Consider the following 18,490-nt stretch of genomic DNA (forward strand, 5'->3'; position numbering starts at 1 on the left):
TGAGCAGGTCTGACATTCCGTTCAGGAACTTGCAGGAGGATATTTCAACTTGCCGAGCGGAGAAATCCACTATTCTATTGAAATTAGAGAAACTAAACATTGCCGCGTCAACTCCTTTCTATAGAATCTCTAGAAAATGGGAACTTTATCCGCACACCTACCCGACGACCTCGAAAAGCTAGCGAAGAAACGCGCAGCAGAGATTGCTCGAGGGAAAATGTCCGCCTACCTAGGTGACCTGATCCGCGCCGACCTGAAGGGAGGGCAGCCCGAATTGCCAAAAGCGCTCGATGCCAACTGCTTAGAGCGCCTGACAGCGATCTTCGCACCCGCCTGGCAGGCTGAGATGTCAGCCCGCTGCGAGAACATCGATCAAGCCAAGACCGTTGAGGCCTTCCTAAAGGAGTTCATTGCCAAGACAAACAACTTCGAGGGAATAACGATCTACCGCAAGGAGTTCACGGCTGGCAATCGCCGAGCTACACTTGAGATTATCGAACAGGAAATCCCCGACAATTCAAACGATACGCGCGACCAAAACACAGCTGATCGCGAATAATCGAGGATATTGAGGACGCAGAGGAGGGGACTGGCAAAACCTTGCTAAAATTTAGACCACCCGAATTTAGTTAAAAACTGGCCATGGACAGCCAGACAGTCATCACTGCGACACTCAATTGTCGTTCGCAACGCGACCTACAGGCCAGCAAGTACACACCCGGCTCCCACACCAAGAACATCGCAGCGTACCATTCTAGCACACCTATTCGAAAAGCACCCTTCCGATGGCCGGGTACGAATCCGGGCGGTAGGGCCGAAACGAGCGGTTCACGGAGTTGATCGAGGCTTAACTCAGTCGGGTTTCAATGCCAACAACGTCCGGCATGGCGTAATTGGAGCACATATTCTCAACGCAATTGAGCCTGTCTAGAAATCGGTCGGCACTGAACTTTTGCGAGAGAGATTATGACTGCGAATGAGTCCCTTCTTTCCGGCATCCACAGCCAACGGATACTCGAATCGACAAAAGCCGACAGAACCGGGAAGCAAGCAACGACATTACCTCAGCCTCGGACAACACCTGTCCCAGTCAGTCTGATACTCTCTATCTTCTCAAATCAAAGAAAACCGTCCTAAGTAAAAACCTTTAGCTCGCCAGCTCCCGCCTGAGCTCCCAATTTCTAAATCCGCTGCGTCCTCCTCTAAGCGATTGCTGCACAGAATATTCTACCACAATAGCAGGCTACCCTCTTTCCCGATAACGACCCTTTTCATTTCATGACCAGCATTCAACAACGAGCCGCCCTTCAGCGCCAGATCTGGCAAATCGCCAACGACGTCCGTGGAGCCGTAGATGGCTGGGATTTTAAGCAGTATGTCCTTGGCACTCTGTTTTACCGCTTCATCAGCGAAAACTTCGCCCTCTACATCGAAGCGGGCGATCCGGATATCCACTACGCCGGGATGGACGACAGCGTCATCACGCCGGAGATCAAAGACGACGCCATCAAGACCAAGGGCTACTTCATCTACCCAAGCCAGCTGTTCGTAAACATCGCCGCCGGCGCCAACACGAACGACAGCCTCAATACCGATCTTGCCGCCATCTTCACCTCCATCGAAAGTTCCGCTAACGGCTATCCCTCCGAAGTCGACATCAAGGGCCTCTTCGCCGACTTCGACACCACCAGCAATCGACTCGGCAATACCGTGGCCGACAAAAACAAGCGCCTCGCAGCCGTCCTCAAAGGTGTGGCCGGCCTAGACTTCAGCGACTTCCACGGCAGCGACATCGACCTCTTCGGCGACGCCTACGAGTTCCTCATCTCCAACTACGCGGCCAATGCGGGCAAGTCGGGCGGCGAGTTCTTCACTCCGCAGCACGTGTCCAAGCTCATCGCCCAGCTGGCCATGCACAAGCAGACCAGCGTCAACAAGATCTACGACCCCGCTTGCGGATCCGGTTCCCTGCTGCTGCAGGCCAAGAAGCACTTCGACGCCCACGTGATCGAGGACGGCTTCTTCGGGCAGGAAATCAACCACACCACCTACAACTTGGCGCGGATGAACATGTTCCTGCACAACATCAACTACGACAAGTTCAACATACTGCTCGGCGATACCCTTGCCGAACCTCTCCACGACGACGAAAAGCCCTTCGATGCCATCGTATCCAATCCGCCATACTCGGTGAAATGGATCGGCAGCGACGACCCGACATTGATCAACGACGAACGCTTTGCCCCGGCCGGCGTTCTCGCCCCCAAGTCCAAGGCCGACTTCGCCTTCGTGCTCCACGCCCTCAGCCACCTTTCCAGCAAAGGCCGAGCCGCCATCGTCTGTTTCCCCGGCATCTTCTATCGTGGCGGGGCCGAGCAAAAGATCCGTCAGTATCTGGTAGAGAATAACTTCGTAGAAACCGTCATCGCCCTCGCCCCCAACCTCTTTTACGGCACCACCATCGCGGTCAACATCCTCGTGCTATCCAAGCGTAAGACCGATACGAATACCCAGTTCATCGATGCCACCGGCCTCTTCAAGAAGGAGACCAACAACAACGCCCTCACCGCCGACCACATCGAGCAGATCATGCAAGCCTTCGACAGCAAGGCCGACCAAGATCACTTCGCCAAATCCATCCCCTTCGAGAGAATCGAGGCCAACGAGTTCAACCTCTCCGTCAGCAGCTACGTCGAAGCCAAGGACACCCGCGAGGTCATCGACATCACCCAGCTCAACGCCGAACTCAAAACCACCGTCGGCAAAATCGACCGCCTCCGTGCAGATATCGACGCCATTGTGGCCGAGATCGAAGCAGGAGAATAATCCAGATGAGCGACGTCATTCTCTACACCACCGACGACGGACGGACCAAGATCGATTTGCGATTGGAGGACGGGACCGTCTGGCTCTCTCAACTGCAAATCGCCGAGCTTTTCCAAACCACCAAGCAAAACGTCAGCAAGCATATCAAGGCCATCTACGAAGATGGGGAGCTGGATGAGCAGGCAACTGTCAACCAACAGTTGACAGTTCAAAAGGAGGGCGAACGAGAGGTCTCCCGCTCCATCACCCTCTACAATTTGGATGTTATCCTAGCAGTCGGCTACCGCGTCCGCTCTCCCCGTGGAGTGCAGTTTCGGCGCTATGCCTCCACCGTTCTGAAGGAGTACCTCGAAAAGGGCTTCGCCCTAAACGACGAGCGTTTGAAGAACCTCGGCGGCGGCAACTACTGGAAAGAGCTCCTCGATCGCATTCGCGACATCCGCTCCAGCGAGAAGGTCATGTACCGCCAAGTCCTGGACCTGTACGCCACTGCCTCCGACTACAATCCGAGCAGCGAAGAAAGTCACCAGTTCTTCAAGATCGTGCAGAACAAGCTGCACTACGCCGCCCACGGCCACACCGCCAGCGAGGTCATCTACCTCCGCGTCGATAGCGACAAGCCCTTCGCCGGCCTGAGTAATTTCAAAGGCGCTCAGCCCACCCAAGCCGAAGCCATGATCGCCAAAAACTACCTCAACGAATCGGAGCTCAAAGTCCTGAACAATCTCGTATCCGGTTACTTCGACCTCGCCGAGCTTAGCGCCATCGAGCAACGCGAAATGCGCATGGCCGACTACCTGCGCGAACTCGATTCCATCCTCTCGTCAACCGGTCGCAAACTGCTCGACAACGCCGGAACCGTCTCCCGAAGCCAAGCCCACGGCAAAGCCAAGATCGAGTACCAGAAATACAAAGCCAAGACCCTCGACAGCGTGGAAAAAGACTACCTCAAGACCATCTCCGAGCTGGATAAGAAGGCGAAGAAGGAAAGTCGCAAACCGGGAGGCAAGGCATGAGTCAGGTCGATTTTTTAGAAAAGCTACTCGAGGGAGCTGAGGTTGAGTGGAAGCGGCTCGTGGAAGTCGGAGAGTTGGTTCGCGGAAATGGTTTACCCAAAAAGGATTTTACTGAATCTGGAGTCCCAGCCATTCACTACGGTCAAATCTATACCTACTACGGACTTTCGACCGAGGAAACGATTTCATTTGTTTCTCCCAAAACCGCTGAGCGACTGAAGAAGGTAAACACTGGCGATGTTGTCATCACCAATACGAGCGAGAACTTTGAAGACGTTGGAAAGGCGTTGGTTTATCTTGGCGAACAGCAAGCGGTTACTGGCGGGCATGCTACGATATTCAAGCCAGGAGGGATTATATTGGGAAAGTACTTCGCATACTATACCCAGTCGCCAAGATTTGAAAACGAGAAGAGAAAGTACGCAAAGGGAGCGAAGGTTATAGACGTATCTGCGACTGATATGGCTAAAATCGAAATCCCCATACCGTGCCCCTCCGACCCGAAACGTTCTCTTGAGATCCAAGCGGAAATCGTCCGGATTTTGGATACATTCACCGAGCTTACCACCGAGCTTACCACCGAGCTTACCGCACGCAAAAAACAATACAACCACTATCGCGACCAACTCCTCACCTTCGAAGAAGACCAAGTCGAATGGAAGCCTCTGGGCGAAGTCGGTGAATTCATTCGAGGAAAACGCTTCACCAAAAAGGATTATGTAGAGGATGGGATCAGATGTATCCACTATGGCGAGATCTATACTCGCTATGGAGTCTCAACTGAAGAAGCCCACTCGCAAGTTCGCATGGAAATGGAGTCCTCGCTACGTTATGCAGAGCCGGGTGATGTGATTTTGGCCGGTGTTGGAGAAACAGTTGAGGAAGTCGGAAAAGCAGTTGCCTGGCTTGGAAACGGAAATGTCGCCATCCATGATGATAGCTATGCTTTCCGCCACTCGATGAATCCGAAGTTCATTTCCTACTATCTACAAACAGCTAAATTCAACACGGAGAAAGAACAACACGTAAGCCGAGGGAAGGTAAAACGACTGCTAATCAAAGGAGTCTCAAAAGTTGGAATCCCCATACCGTATCCAAACGACCCCGACAAATCCCTCGCCGAACAGTCCCGCATCGTAGCCATCCTCGACAAGTTCGATGCCTTGACACACTCAATCAGCGAGGGCCTGCCACGTGAAATCGAATTACGCCAGAAGCAGTACGAATACTACCGCGACCAGCTTCTCAATTTCCCCAAGCCGGAGGGCGTAGCCTAGTATGGAAAGCACCCTTACAGAGATCGCTACCCAACTCCGGGATGCGAACAAGAAGGTTCAGCTCATCTACGCCTTCAATGGCACCGGCAAGACGCGGCTCTCCCGCGAGTTTAAGAATCTCATCGCCCCCAAAGGCGAGACACCCGAATCCGAAGAGGATACTGACGAGTCTAATTTATCGCGAAACAAGATCCTCTACTACAACGCCTTTACCGAAGATCTCTTTTATTGGGACAACGACTTGCAAGAGGACGCCGAGCCTAAGCTTAAGATCCAGCCAAACTCGTTCACCGAATGGGTATTGAAAGAACAAGGACAGGACCAAAATATAGTCTCCAACTTCCAGCACTACGCCAACCCACACCTGTCGCCCCATTTCAGCGAGGACTTTTCGGAAGTCACATTTTCAATCGAACGCGGCGATGACGAATCTTCCAGCAGTCTCAAGATTTCCAAAGGCGAAGAGAGCACTTTCATCTGGAGCGTCTTCTACACGCTGATTGACCAAGTCATCAACATCCTCAACGTCCCAGAACCGAGTGAACGAGAGAGCAATCAGTTCGACGCTTTGGAGTACATCTTCATCGACGATCCAGTCAGTTCCCTAGACGAAAATCACTTGATCGAACTAGCCGTCAACCTCGCCGCACTCATTCGGTCCAGCGAGTCGAGCCTACGCTTCGTCATCACCACTCACAATCCGCTCTTCTATAACGTACTTCACAACGAACTCGGCCTCAGCAAGGGCAATAGAAGAGACGGCTGCTACCTATTGGAACGTTACGAAGACGGCACCTTCGAGCTGAATGTGAAGTACGGCGACTCCAACAAGAGTTTCTCCTACCACCTGCATCTAAAGCAAACGATTGAAGCCGCCATCGCCACCAACCAAGTGGAACGGTACCATTTCACCCTCTTGCGCAATCTGTACGAGAAAACCGCCAGTTTCCTAGGCTACCCGAGGTGGCCCGAACTCTTGCCCGACGACAAGCAAGCCTACCTCAATCGGATCATGCAATTCACCAGCCACAGCACTTTATCGAGCGAAACCGTCGCCCAGCCCAGCGAACCGGAGAAGAACACCGTCGGCGTCCTGCTCCAGCACCTCGTCGACAACTACGGCTACTGGCAACAAGGAGAGCCTCAATGACCACTTACAAAACCATCGCCGAATCCAAGAACTTCATCGTTCTCGACAAGTATACCCGGGAGTGGGAGGTCAACGAGAGCTACCAGAGCGAGGATGCCTTAGAGCGCGAGTTCATCCAAGACCTCGAGAATCAAGGCTACGAGTTTGCCCCAGACATCAACACTCCCGAAAAGCTGCTGGCCAATGTGCGCACCCAACTCCAGCAGCTCAACTCGGTATCTTTCCTCGAATCCGAGTGGGCGCGTTTCGTCGAAACCTACCTCGACAAACCGAGCGAGGGCATTGTCGATAAGACCCGCAAGGTCCATGACGACTACGTGCACGACTTCGTCTTCGACGACGGGCGTATCCAAAATATCTATCTTTTCGACAAAAAGAACGTCGCCCGCAACAAGCTGCAGGTAATCAAACAATTCGAGCAGACTGGCACTCAAGTCAACCGCTACGATGTTACCGTCTTGGTCAACGGCCTGCCCCTCGTGCAGATCGAGCTAAAGAAGCGAGGTGTAGCGATCCGCGAAGCTTTCAACCAAGTCCACCGCTACAGCAAGGAGAGCTTCAACAGCGAGCATTCGCTCTACAAATTCCTGCAACTGTTCGTCATCTCCAACGGAACGGATTGTCGCTACTTCGCCAATACAACGAAGCGCAACAAGAACAGCTTCGACTTTACGATGAACTGGGCGGAAGCCGACAACAGCCTCATCAAAGATCTCAAGGATTTTACGGCCACTTTCTTCCAGAAAAACACGCTGCTCAACGTATTGTTGCACTACTCGGTCTTCGATGTAAGCAATACCTTGCTGGTCATGCGTCCTTACCAGATTGCGGCGACGGAACGCATCTTGTGGAAGATAAAAAGTTCCTACCAGTCCAAGAGCTGGAGCAAACCCGAAAGCGGCGGCTACATCTGGCACACGACTGGATCGGGCAAGACCTTGACCAGCTTCAAGGCCGCACGATCGGCGACGGAGCTGGAGTTCATCGACAAGGTATTCTTCGTCGTGGACCGCAAGGACCTGGACTACCAGACCATGAAGGAGTACCAGCGCTTTTCGCCTGACAGCGTCAACGGCTCGGACAGCACTGCAGGTCTCAAACGCAATCTGGATAAGGACGACAACAAGATCATCGTCACCACCATCCAGAAGCTCAACAACCTGATGAAAAGCGAGAGCGACTTGCCGATCTACAAGAAGCAAGTGGTCTTCATATTCGACGAAGCGCACCGCAGCCAATTCGGGGAAGCCCAGAAAAACCTGAAGAAGAAGTTCAAGGCCTTCTATCAATTCGGTTTCACCGGAACGCCGATCTTCCCGCAAAACGCCCTCGGTGCGGAAACAACCGCCAGCGTATTCGGCCGTGAACTACACTCCTACGTCATCACGGACGCCATTCGAGACGAGAAGGTCCTAAAGTTCAAAGTCGATTACAACGATGTACGACCTCGCTTCAAAGCCATCGAGTGCGAGCAAGACGAGAAGAAGCTGAGTGCCGCTGAGAACAAGCAAGCCTTGCAGCATCCCGACCGCATCAAGGAAATCTCGCAGTATATCCTCAACAACTACCGTCAGAAAACGCACCGTCTGCAAACAGGCGCCAAAGGCTTCAATGCGATGTTCGCGGTGAACAGCGTCGAAGCGGCCAAGCTCTACTACGAGTCGCTCCAGCAATTGCAGAAGGACAGCGAGAAGCCCTTGAAGGTGGCTACCATCTACTCCTTCGCCGCGAACGAAGAGCAGGAAGCAGTTGGAGAAATCCAGGACGAGAGCTTCGACGTCTCCGCCATGAACAGCAGCGCCAAGGAGTTCTTGGGCGCTGCGATTGGCGACTACAACGCGTATTTCAAGACGAACTTCGGCTTGGACAGCAAAGGCTTCCAGAACTACTACCGCGATCTGGCCAAGCGCGTAAAAAGCAAAGAGGTAGATCTGCTGATCGTAGTAGGCATGTTCCTGACCGGCTTCGATGCGCCCGCATTGAACACGCTCTTCGTCGACAAGAACCTCCGCTTCCATGGCCTGATCCAAGCCTACTCGCGCACCAACCGCATCTACGACGCGACCAAGGCCTTTGGCAACATCGTCAGCTTCCGCAACCTCGAGCAAGCCACGGTCGACGCCATTACCTTGTTTGGCGACAAGAATACCAAGAACGTGGTGCTCGAAAAGTCCTACAAGGAGTACATGGAAGGCTTTACCGATCTCATTACCGGCGAAGCGAGGCGAGGCTACAAGGAGGTCGTATCGGAACTGGAAGAATGCTTCCCAAACCCAGAAAAGATCGAAACCGAAGCCGACAAGAAAGCCTTCGCGAAGCTCTTTGGCGAATATCTACGCGTCGAGAACGTGCTGCAGAACTTCGATGAGTTCGCCAGCCTCAGAGCCCTGCAGGGAATCGACACGAACGACTCGGAAGCCGTCGAGGAATTCAAGACCAAGCATCACCTCGATGACGAAGCCTTGGAAAACCTGAAAGAGATCGAAATCCCCGCCGAACGAAAAATCCAAGACTATCGCTCCACCTACAACGATATCCGCGACTGGCTACGCCGACAAAAAGCCACTGCAGAGCAAGACAGCTCAACCATCGACTGGGACGACGTCGTTTTCGAAGTGGATCTACTCAAATCTCAAGAGATCAACCTAGACTACATTCTGGAGCTGATTTTCGAGAAGAACAAAAAGGTAAAGGACAAGTCCTCCCTCGTGGAAGACGTACGCCGAGCAATCCGCGCAAGTTTGGGCAACCGCGCGAAAGAGAGCTTGCTAGTGGACTTCATCAACCAAACCGACCTCGACCAGATCGGCGACAAAGCCAGTATCATTGATGCCTTTTTCACCTTCGCCCAAGCCGAGCAAAAACGCGAAGCAGGCGAACTCATCGAAACCGAGGAATTGAACACGGAAGCGGCACGCCGTTACATCCTGACGTCATTGAAAAGAGAATACGCCAGCGATAACGGCACGGAACTAAACGCGATCCTTCCCAAGATGAGCCCTCTGAATCCCAAGTACCTCCCCAAGAAACAAAGTGTATTCCGCAGAATCGCTACATTCGTAGAAAAATTCAAAGGCGTAGGCGGGGAAATATAGGAACAACTAGAGCAACCCATAATTTCCACACTCGATGAAGCTCGAAAACGACTACGCAGTAACGCTGTTCTTCTCCAACCCGTCCTTTACTCAAATATACTTCGAGGCCATCGCAAACGCGTTCGATGCTAACGCAAACAACATCAGCATCGAGATTTCAACCGATGGGAACATCAGCCCCGAGCAACTTGAGATCATCATTAAAGATGATGGCGAAGGCCTGACCGATGAGCGATACGCACGGTTTGCGGAGATCCGAAGACCAAAGGACAAATTCCACAAAGGAATGGGGAGACTCGTCTACCTCAACTACTTTAGTAGCGTAAGAGTCGTAAGCGTTTACGGAGACAAAAAGCGAACACTTAACTTTTCGAAGAGCTACACTGGAGAGTCCACAGTCCAAGATGCGGAAGAAGGCGACACGCAAGGAACAACTCTCCGCTTTTCTGGATTCACAGGAGAGAGGCTAAAGACCTACGACGACCTCAAACCGTCCTACCTACAGCAGCGGATCGTCGAGCAGTTCCTGCCATACATGTTCGACCGAAAGAAGAATCAACATGAGTTCTCCATTTCGATCAGCCTAGAGACATCTAAATCTAATCCAAAGCAGGAGTTCTTCTCAGACAGCACCACTATAGCCGTAGCTAACGTTCCTAGCTTCGAAGCCATCACCTATCAGGATGATACGGTAGATGCCTTTTCCGACATCACAATCCACTACTGGCTCAAATCAGAGATGGGTGAAAAGACATTTCTTACCGCAGCCTCAGTCGACGGAAGAACCATTCCGGTTAACATTCTCCATCCCACATCAATCCCCCTAAATCATTCGGCAATATTCCTTTTCGAATCGGAGCTCTTTAATGGAAATTCGGATACAGCCAGACAGCGATTATCCCTCCCCGAGGGCATATCTGAAAGAGATTTGTACAAATCCTTAAGAAGTCAGATTTCGGCCATTCTGAACGAGCAGATCCCAGAGCTTGCTGAGCGGAACCAAGAAACTAAAGGGGAGTTCGAGAGCAAGTACCCACATCTCACCGGATATTTCGAAGAGGAGACTGTCGGCCTGATCAACAAAGACGAGGCAATCGAGGTCGCCCAACAACGCTACTTCAAAGACCAGAAAGAGATCCTGGAGTGCGAATCCCTAGATGACAAAACATTCAAGAAGAGCCTCAAGCTTTCTTCTCGAACACTCACCGAGTACATCCTCTACCGGGAGCGCATCATCAAAAAGCTAGGAGAGATTTCTGAGAAAGACCGTGAAGACGTGGTTCACAACCTCATCGCTCCTCGAGGGAAAAGCTTCGAGGGCGATTCGCTAGTCGATGACATCTACACCAACAACGCTTGGCTGCTTGACGACAAATTCATGAGTTTCCGCACCATCCTGAGCGAGGCGAGAATGCAGAACGTTATCGAAAAGATCACGGTCGATGCTGATGCGAGCGGCGAAATCAGTCGCCCAGACATTTCGATGATCTTCTCAGCGGACCCAGACGGGGACGAGATGGTCGACGTGGTGATAGTCGAGCTGAAGCGTAAAACAGATGACCTCAAAGAGAACACCTATGCCTCCAGCCAATTAGTCCAACGTGCCAGAAAACTCATCGACTACTGTCCGAATATACAGCGAGCATGGTACTTTGGCATCATTGACATTAGCGAATCGCTAGATCAGTATCTACGCGACGATGGTTGGGCACCCTTATATTCCAAAGGCAAGGTCTACTATGCTGAACGAAAGCTAACACGAAACGACGGGTCATACGTCCCAACACCTCTTTGCTTGATGTCCTTCGACTCCGTTGTTGGTGACGCTGCTGCACGAAATCACACGTTCCTTGAGATTCTAAAAAGCGACTTAAAGAGGGCCGTTGAGGAAAAAAGCCGGATACAAAACAACGCCAAAAAAACCATCGCCTAAGTTTGACGATGATATGAACAAAAATGAACTTTCTTCACAACGATCTTGGACACCGTAAACAAGGAGAAATCGTGGAAGTCACGCTTTCCAGCGGCGCAAATGTCCGTCTCATGGACAGTTCGAACTTTTCGAACTACAAAAACGGTCGTCAACATAGATACACCGGTGGACTCGCGAAACGTTCTCCTATCAGACTTCAAATACCCCACTCGGGCCATTGGCATGTGGCGATAGACATGCAAGGTTTGAGAGGAAGCACTAGAGCATCCGTCCGAATTCTTCCAGCCCCACTACCAGAATTAAGAGAAGCCCCGTTATCCGAGATCACCAGTTTAGTCAGAGAACCAGAGCCTCCTGCACCAGAGAGCAATCAGACAATACACGACGTATTCATATCTCACGCTTCCGAAGACAAAGCCGATCTCGTACGCCCGTTAGCGAATGAACTTATTTCCCATGGTTTGGATGTTTGGTACGATGAACTAACCCTTCGAATTGGCGACAGCTTAAGGCAAAAAATCGATCAAGGCTTAGCGAATAGCCGCGTTGGCTTAGTGATTCTTTCTCAGGCTTTCATCGCCAAAGGTTGGACAAACTATGAATTAGACGGAATCGTAACTCGTTCCGTATCTGGCGAGCAGATTCTTCTTCCAATTTGGCATGGTTTGACCAAGCAGCAAGTTATGGATTTCAGTCCATCGGTCGCAGACAAAGTAGCAAGAAGCACAGCTACCCACACAATTCAGGAGATCGCAGCAGAAATAACGGAACTCCTGGAAAGTAAAAAGTGAGAGACATCAAGCCACACCCACACAAGCGACAGGCAACCAACTGAGACGATAGCGTTGATTGAAGAAGAACTGAGGAGCTAACTTCGAAACAGGGTAGTGAAGTCGTACTAAAGCTGACTTAGCCACTACTCGTTGCTAATGGCAGCCTAGTTGTTTGTCACAAAATACACCAATCGTTTACTATTGTTCTGATCAAAGCAAAATAAGGTGGCTAACCTGTCGCAAAGAGAGTGCCTCAGAACCAGAAACACAAGGAGGGTTAAGTTTGCTAAAAACGCCGACTCACAGTCTTATTGCGACTAGGTTGATTTCTGAGAAAAAGCCAAATCGCATCTTATTGAGACTGAGTTGATCTCTGAGAAAATGCTAACTTTAGCCTTATCGGGACTGCGACAACCATATCAATACAACTCACCGGTTTCGCAGTAGCGGGCAATTGCAGTTCTGATTGTAAAACACGGTCTCTCTCTTGCTAAGGAACTGCTGGACAATGAATTAACCCTAATCCACCGTAGGTTATTTTCGTACACCAACCTATTTATTAATTCACCAACCTATTTATTAATTCACCAACCTATTTCTACTGACACACATGGCCGAAGCAAAACCGATCACCTCCATCCTCTTCGTCTGCATGGGCAACATCTGCCGCTCCCCCTCGGGAGAAAACGTCATGCGCAAGCTCCTCGAAGACGCCGGACTGGGCGACACCGTCCTCTGCGACTCCGCCGGCACCATCGGCTACCACACCGGCAATCCCCCCGACCCCCGCATGAGCGCCGCCGGCCGCAAACGCGGGCTCCCCATGACCGGCTCCGCTCGCCAGGTGACCTCCGAAGACCTCGACCGCTTCGACCTCATCCTCGCCATGGACAACGAGAACTTCGCCGACCTCGAGCGGATCTCCACGACCGCGAACCGCCACAAGATCAAACGCTTCTGCGACTTCTGCATCCAACATTCGGATACCGAAGTCCCCGATCCCTACTACGGCGGAGCCCAAGGCTTCGAACACGTGCTCGACCTCCTCGAAGACGGCTGCCAGCAAATCCTCAAACAGATAAAAGCCTAGCCATCGCCTCGGGGGGACCTTTGGAAGCGAAAGAGCCTCCGCCACCCCCACATGATCCAACGCCGCGACCACCGAATCCCTCTCGCCTTGTCCGACCGCGACCTCATCGAAGCCGCCCTCTCCAAGCACCGCGGCACCCCCTTCTCCATCGCTTCGCAACAAGCCATCGGGGGCGGCTGCATCAACGACGCCTACCGCCTCCGCGGCGACGACGGCCAAACCTACTTCGTCAAAGCGAACTCTCCCAGCTTCCTCCCCGCCTTCCAAACCGAAGCCCAAGCCCTCGCCGAACTAGCCGCCACCCAAACCGTCCGCGTCCCCCATGTCGTTGCCGCCCTGGCCGGCGACTCCCAAGCGTACCTGATCCTCGAATACATCGAAACCCGCCCCTCCCACAGCGGAGACTGGCAAAGCCTCGGACGCCAGCTCGCCCAGCTCCACCGCATCGAGCAATCCTTCTTCGGCTGGACGCACGACAACCACATCGGCGCCACCCCCCAAGCCAATCCCCGCACCGACTCCTGGCCCGAGTTCTTCCGCCTCCACCGCCTGGAGCGCCAGCTCTCCCTCTGCGCCAGCCGCGGCTACAACCTCCCCCAAAGCGACGCCCTCCTCGCCGCCCTCCCCTCCTTCTTCGAAAACCACCAGCCCTCCCCCAGCCTCCTGCACGGCGACCTCTGGTCCGGAAACGTCTCCTTCGCCAGCGACGGTTCCCCCTTCCTCTACGACCCCGCCAGCTACTACGGCGATCGCGAAGCCGACCTCGCCTTCACCGAATTCTTCGGCGGCTTCCCCGCCAGCTTCTACCAAGCCTACCGCGAGGCGCTGCCATTAGATTCCGGATACGAACGCCGCAAAATTCTCTACAACCTCTACCACTGCCTCAACCACCTCTACCTCTTCGGAGCCAGCTACGCCCACCAAGCGGAACAAATGGCCCGCCAACTGCTTTCACGATAGTCCAACCCGAATCGAAAAGAACTTCACTCTTCACCTTTCACTCTTCACAACTCCAGCCATGTCCCTTCTCGAAGCCATCATTCTCGGCATTATCCAAGGCCTCACCGAATTTCTCCCCGTCAGCAGCAGCGGACACCTCGAGCTCGGCAAAGCCATCCTCGGCATCGAAACCACCGAAGACGTCACCTTCACCGTAGTCGTGCACGGCGCCACCGTGCTCTCCACCATCGTCATCTTCTGGCGCGACATCCTCGACCTCCTGCGCGGCCTCTTCACCTCCAGCTGGAACGAGTCCAAGACCTACATCGCCCTGCTTATCTGGTCCTCCATCCCCGTCGTCATCGTCGGCCTCTTCTTCAAGGAAGAAGTGGAAAGCCTCTTCACCGGCAACGTCCTGCTCGTCGGCTGCATGCTGCTCGTCACCGGCGCCCTGCTCTCCTTCACCTACTACTCGCCCAAGGAAGGCGGCCCCGTCACCTTCAAGAAAGCCATCATCATCGGCATCTCCCAAGCCATCGCCGTCATGCCTGGCATCTCCCGCTCCGGTTCCACCATCGCCACCGGACTGCTCCTCGGCGTCGACAAGAACAAAGTCGCCCGCTTCTCCTTCCTCATGGTCCTCATCCCCATCATCGGGGCCAATTGCAGAGACATCCTCGACGGCGGCATGGCCAACTCCGTCGTCCCCCCCGTCGCCCTCGTCGCCGGCGCCATCGCCGCCTTCGTATCCGGCGTGCTCGCCTGCAAGTGGATGATCTCCATCGTCACCCGCGGCAAGCTCATCTACTTCGCCTACTACTGCTTCGCCGCCGGCGTCACCGCCATCGCCGCCCACTACCTCGTGTAGCCGAACCCAGGCCCCAGAAGCCGCTACTCGAGCTTGCGGCTCGCCGCAAACCGAGCCGCCGCGCCCTCACCCCGCCGCACTCCGCCCCGCGATCCGTTCCAGGAGCGCCAGACGCGCCCCCTCGCTGCTCACCAACCGCTTGGCCTCCCGCTCCATCCGCAGCGTCCCTTCCTCCCTGACCAAGCAGCCCCAGCCCACCGGCACCTCGCCCAAACGCCGCAATACTCCCTCCTCTACCACCAGGTAGCAGAAATTCGCCGCCCCGTAGCGAGCGATCCGCGAAAACTTCACCCCCTCCGCCAGCTTCCGTTCCAGCAAAGCCAAACGAGCCACCAAGCTTCGCCAACGCTCGTGCCTCAGCTCCCCGAAATCGTACTCGTCGTATTCGCGAAACAAGGACACGCCCTGCCGACAATCCGGCAAGTGCACCCCCAACAAAGCCCGCAATCCCTCCACCTCTTCCGCTACCCCCTGCAACTCTTTCCGCGCCTCCCCCTCCACGCTCGCATCCCTCAAAAAGTCCGCCCGACTCTGCTTGCACTCCATGGCATAAGTCTCGCCCAACACGCCCATGCGACCCGTCGCCCGATAGCCCGCCACGTCCACCCGATACGGCGAAAGTGGCAGCCGCACCTCCGTCGCCACCGCTCGACACCCCTGTCCCCGCAACCACTCCCTCGCCAGCCCCTTCAGCTCCCGATGCCGCCGCGACTCGCCACCCCGCCTCTCCGAACGCGCCTCATTTCCCTCGAAATCCACTTGATCGCTAGCCATCCCCCAGCCTAGCGCGCCCCCTCGGACATCCCCCGCCCCACCCTCCAGCCAAACTGCGCGCAAAAAAGAAATGCCGCCCCGAGCGCGCTTCGCCGCTTCAAAAGCCGGCGACGACCCGTGAGCCTCCAATTCGCCCTTCACATTTCCCCCGGCACTCTCCAAACCTCCTTCCCATGAAACTCGGATTCCTCGCATCGCACGGCGGTTCAAACATGCAAGCCATCCTCGACGGCTGCGCCGCAGGCCGCATCCCCGCCACGCCCGCCTTGCTCATTTGCAACAACCCCGGCGCCGGCGCCCTCGACCGCGCCGCCAAGGCTGGCATGCCCGCCCGAGTCCTCAACGGCAAGACCCACCCCGAAGCCGCCGATCTCGACGCCGCCATCCTCGACGCCCTCCGCTCCGCCCAAGTCGACCTCGTCATCCTCGCCGGCTACATGAAGAAGATCGGCCCCCAACTCCTCTCCAGCTACCAAAACCGCATCCTCAACATCCACCCCGCCCTCCTCCCCAAGTTCGGCGGACAAGGCATGTTCGGCATGCACGTGCACCGCGCCGTCATCGCCGCCGGCGAAACCGAGTCCGGCGCCACCGTGCACCTCATCGACGCAGTCTACGACGAAGGCCCCATCCTCCAGCAAGCCCGCGTCCCCGTCCTCCCCGACGACACCCCCGAGAGCCTGCAAGCCCGCGTCCTCGAGCAGGAGCACCAGCTTTACCCCGACACCATCGCCAAAATCGCTGCCGGACAGATCCAGCTCCCCTGAGGCCTGCAAATTCCCGCAACAAATCCTTGAATCCCCGCCCGGCTTCCACAGCGTCATCGGCTTCCCTTCCAACAGCCACGATGCCCGGTCCCTCCAAGCAATCCCAGAAGTCCATCAAACGAGTCAAAGACGGCGTGCGCCGCTTCCTCGAGACCATGGCAGGCGAACAACAGGAACCGGAAGAAGCCGACTCCCCAGCAGCCGAGCCCCCCGTCGCCGAGAACACCGAAAACCTCCCCGACGACCTCGTTCGCATCGCCCAGCTGGAAAGCAAGAACCTGGAAGCCGAACACCGCCAAATCGAAAAATGGCGCGGCGAGCTCCAAGCCGTCCTGCGCGACCGCGAAGAACGCCAAGCCTACTTCGCCGACCTCGCCGCCGAGCGCGAATCCCGCTTCCAGCTCATGCTCGAAAGCGCCAAGGCCCAGCTCGCCGGCCGCCCCCCCATCGAGGAACCGGAGCCCGCAGCGGAAGAACCCGCAGCGCCAAGCGCTCCCGCTCCTCGCAGCGAAGCGGAAATCCCGAGCCTGTCCAAGGAATACAACACCCCCACCCTCGAGCTCCTCGAAGCCTCCAGCATCGAAGACGCCATCCTCGTCTCCCCCGAAACCCTCGAGGAACAAGAGCTCAAGCTCCAAGGCGTGCTCGATAACTTCGCCGTCGACGCCATGGTCTACGACGCCGTGGTCGGCCCCCGCGTCACCCAGTTCCGCATCCGCCCCGGCATCGGCGTACGCGTCGAAAAGATCTCCGGCCTGCAGAAGAACATTTCCCTCAACCTCGCCCAGACCAACGTCCGCATCCAAGCCCCCATCCCGGGCGAACCCTTCGTCGGCGTCGAGATCGGCAACGGCAACACCCTGCCCATCCGCCTGCGCTCCGTCTTCGAATCCAAAGCCTGGCAACACGGCAGCGAGACCATCCCGCTCGCCATCGGCATGGACATCCAGGGCAAGATCATCGTCGCCGACCTCGCCAAGGCCCCCCACCTCCTCATCGCCGGCGCCACCGGTTCCGGCAAGTCGGTCTGCATGAGCAACCTAATCGTCAGCCTGCTCTACAAATTCACCCCCGCGGAGCTGGAGCTCGTCCTCATCGACCCCAAACGCGTCGAGTTCGGACTCTTCAAAGAAGTCCCCCACCTCATCCACCCCGTCGTCGGCGACCCCAAGACCGCCGTCCTCCTGCTCAAGTGGGTGGTCAAGGAAATGGAGAACCGCTACGAGATCCTCGCCGAAAAGCAGGTCCGCAACATCGCCAGCTACAATGCCAAGGCCGAAGCCCAAGGCTTCGACAAGATGCCCTTCATGGTCGTCATCATCGACGAGCTGGCCGACCTCATGATGACCTCCAAAGGCGAGGCCGAAGCCTCCCTCGCCCGCATCGCCCAGCTCTCCCGCGCCGTCGGCATCCACACCATCATCGCCACCCAGCGCCCCTCCGTCAACGTCATCACCGGCGTCATCAAGGCCAACTACCCCACCCGCATCGCCTTCCAAGTCTCCTCCATCGTCGACTCCCGCACCATCCTCGACTGCAAAGGCGCCGAGTCCCTCCTCGGCCAAGGCGACATGCTTTTCAACCCGCCGGGATTCGCCCGCCTCGTCCGTATCCAAAGCCCCATGGTGCAAGACGAAGAGCTCACCCGCGTCGTCACCCACGTCTCCGCAGAGCAACCCGACCGCAACCGCGTCGACCTCTCCGCCTTCGAGACCAAAGCCGAAGGCACCGCCGAGTCCCTCGCCGACGGAGCCGACGACCTCTACATGCAAGCCCTCGCCATCGTGGCCGAGACCCAAAAAGCCAGCACCAGCTACCTGCAGCGCCGCCTGCGCATCGGCTACAACCGCGCCGCCACTCTCATCGAAGAAATGGAAGACCGCTTCCACATCGGCCCCCAAAACGGCTCCACCCCCCGCGAAGTCTTCGTCACCCTGGAGGACCTCCAACAATGAGCCGCCCAAACCACGTAGGGCTGGCGC

General features: G+C 55.4%; 14 protein-coding genes. 13 read left to right on the top strand and 1 reads right to left on the bottom strand.

Annotation, left to right across the window (positions count from 1 at the left end; all coding sequences use genetic code 11):
* Positions 1-217 precede the first annotated feature (217 nt).
* The 11 genes from QEH57_RS14520 (at position 218) to QEH57_RS14570 (ending at position 14,967) form a co-directional block, all read left to right on the top strand.
* Positions 218-559, top strand: coding sequence for a hypothetical protein (locus tag QEH57_RS14520; RefSeq protein WP_309007475.1), 342 nt, complete (start codon positions 218-220; stop codon positions 557-559).
* A gap of 719 nt (positions 560-1,278) precedes the next feature.
* Positions 1,279-2,826: a type I restriction-modification system subunit M gene (locus tag QEH57_RS14525; protein WP_309007476.1), complete on the top strand. Its 1,548-nt coding sequence runs from the start codon at positions 1,279-1,281 to the stop codon at positions 2,824-2,826.
* Positions 2,827-2,831: 5 nt separating this feature from the next.
* The gene (locus QEH57_RS14530; protein ID WP_309007477.1) at positions 2,832-3,842 is read left to right on the top strand and encodes a virulence RhuM family protein; all 1,011 of its coding nucleotides are present in this window, start codon (positions 2,832-2,834) and stop codon (positions 3,840-3,842) included.
* On the top strand, positions 3,839-5,119 hold the full coding sequence (locus QEH57_RS14535; RefSeq protein ID WP_309007478.1) for a restriction endonuclease subunit S: 1,281 nt from the start codon (positions 3,839-3,841) through the stop codon (positions 5,117-5,119). The genes QEH57_RS14530 and QEH57_RS14535 overlap by 4 nt, the downstream gene beginning before the upstream one ends.
* Before the next feature lies 1 nt (position 5,120).
* On the top strand, positions 5,121-6,269 hold the full coding sequence (locus QEH57_RS14540) for an AAA family ATPase (RefSeq protein WP_309007479.1): 1,149 nt from the start codon (positions 5,121-5,123) through the stop codon (positions 6,267-6,269).
* Positions 6,266-9,364: a type I restriction endonuclease subunit R gene (locus QEH57_RS14545; protein ID WP_309007480.1), complete on the top strand. Its 3,099-nt coding sequence runs from the start codon at positions 6,266-6,268 to the stop codon at positions 9,362-9,364. The genes QEH57_RS14540 and QEH57_RS14545 overlap by 4 nt, the downstream gene beginning before the upstream one ends.
* 34 nt (positions 9,365-9,398) lie before the next feature.
* Positions 9,399-11,297 carry an ATP-binding protein gene (locus QEH57_RS14550; protein ID WP_309007481.1) on the top strand — a complete coding sequence of 633 codons (1,899 nt, stop codon included), beginning with the start codon at positions 9,399-9,401 and terminating at the stop codon, positions 11,295-11,297.
* 23 nt (positions 11,298-11,320) lie between these two features.
* Positions 11,321-12,088: a DUF1883 domain-containing protein gene (locus QEH57_RS14555; RefSeq protein ID WP_309007482.1), complete on the top strand. Its 768-nt coding sequence runs from the start codon at positions 11,321-11,323 to the stop codon at positions 12,086-12,088.
* Positions 12,089-12,680: 592 nt separating this feature from the next.
* Positions 12,681-13,160, top strand: a complete 480-nt coding sequence (locus QEH57_RS14560; RefSeq protein WP_309007483.1) for a low molecular weight protein-tyrosine-phosphatase — start codon at positions 12,681-12,683, stop codon at positions 13,158-13,160.
* Between the two features lie 51 nt (positions 13,161-13,211).
* Complete coding sequence (locus QEH57_RS14565) at positions 13,212-14,120, top strand: fructosamine kinase family protein (protein WP_309007484.1); 909 nt, start codon at positions 13,212-13,214, stop codon at positions 14,118-14,120.
* A 58-nt stretch (positions 14,121-14,178) separates the two neighbouring features.
* Positions 14,179-14,967 carry an undecaprenyl-diphosphate phosphatase gene (locus tag QEH57_RS14570; RefSeq protein WP_309007485.1) on the top strand — a complete coding sequence of 263 codons (789 nt, stop codon included), beginning with the start codon at positions 14,179-14,181 and terminating at the stop codon, positions 14,965-14,967.
* A 66-nt stretch (positions 14,968-15,033) separates the two neighbouring features.
* Here the strand turns inward: QEH57_RS14570 and QEH57_RS14575 are convergent, their stop codons facing one another.
* On the bottom strand, positions 15,034-15,741 hold the full coding sequence (locus QEH57_RS14575) for a hypothetical protein (protein WP_309007486.1): 708 nt from the start codon (positions 15,739-15,741) through the stop codon (positions 15,034-15,036).
* Between the two features lie 173 nt (positions 15,742-15,914).
* Here QEH57_RS14575 and purN point away from each other — a divergent pair, with 173 nt between their 5' ends.
* Entirely contained in the window at positions 15,915-16,508 is a 594-nt protein-coding gene (gene purN / locus QEH57_RS14580; protein ID WP_309007487.1) for a phosphoribosylglycinamide formyltransferase, read from the top strand.
* Positions 16,509-16,588: 80 nt separating this feature from the next.
* The gene (locus QEH57_RS14585; protein WP_309007488.1) at positions 16,589-18,463 is read left to right on the top strand and encodes a DNA translocase FtsK; all 1,875 of its coding nucleotides are present in this window, start codon (positions 16,589-16,591) and stop codon (positions 18,461-18,463) included.
* The last annotated feature ends 27 nt before the right edge of the window (positions 18,464-18,490 follow it).

The organism is Pelagicoccus sp. SDUM812005 (genome assembly GCF_031127875.1).
GTDB lineage: Bacteria > Verrucomicrobiota > Verrucomicrobiia > Opitutales > Opitutaceae > Pelagicoccus.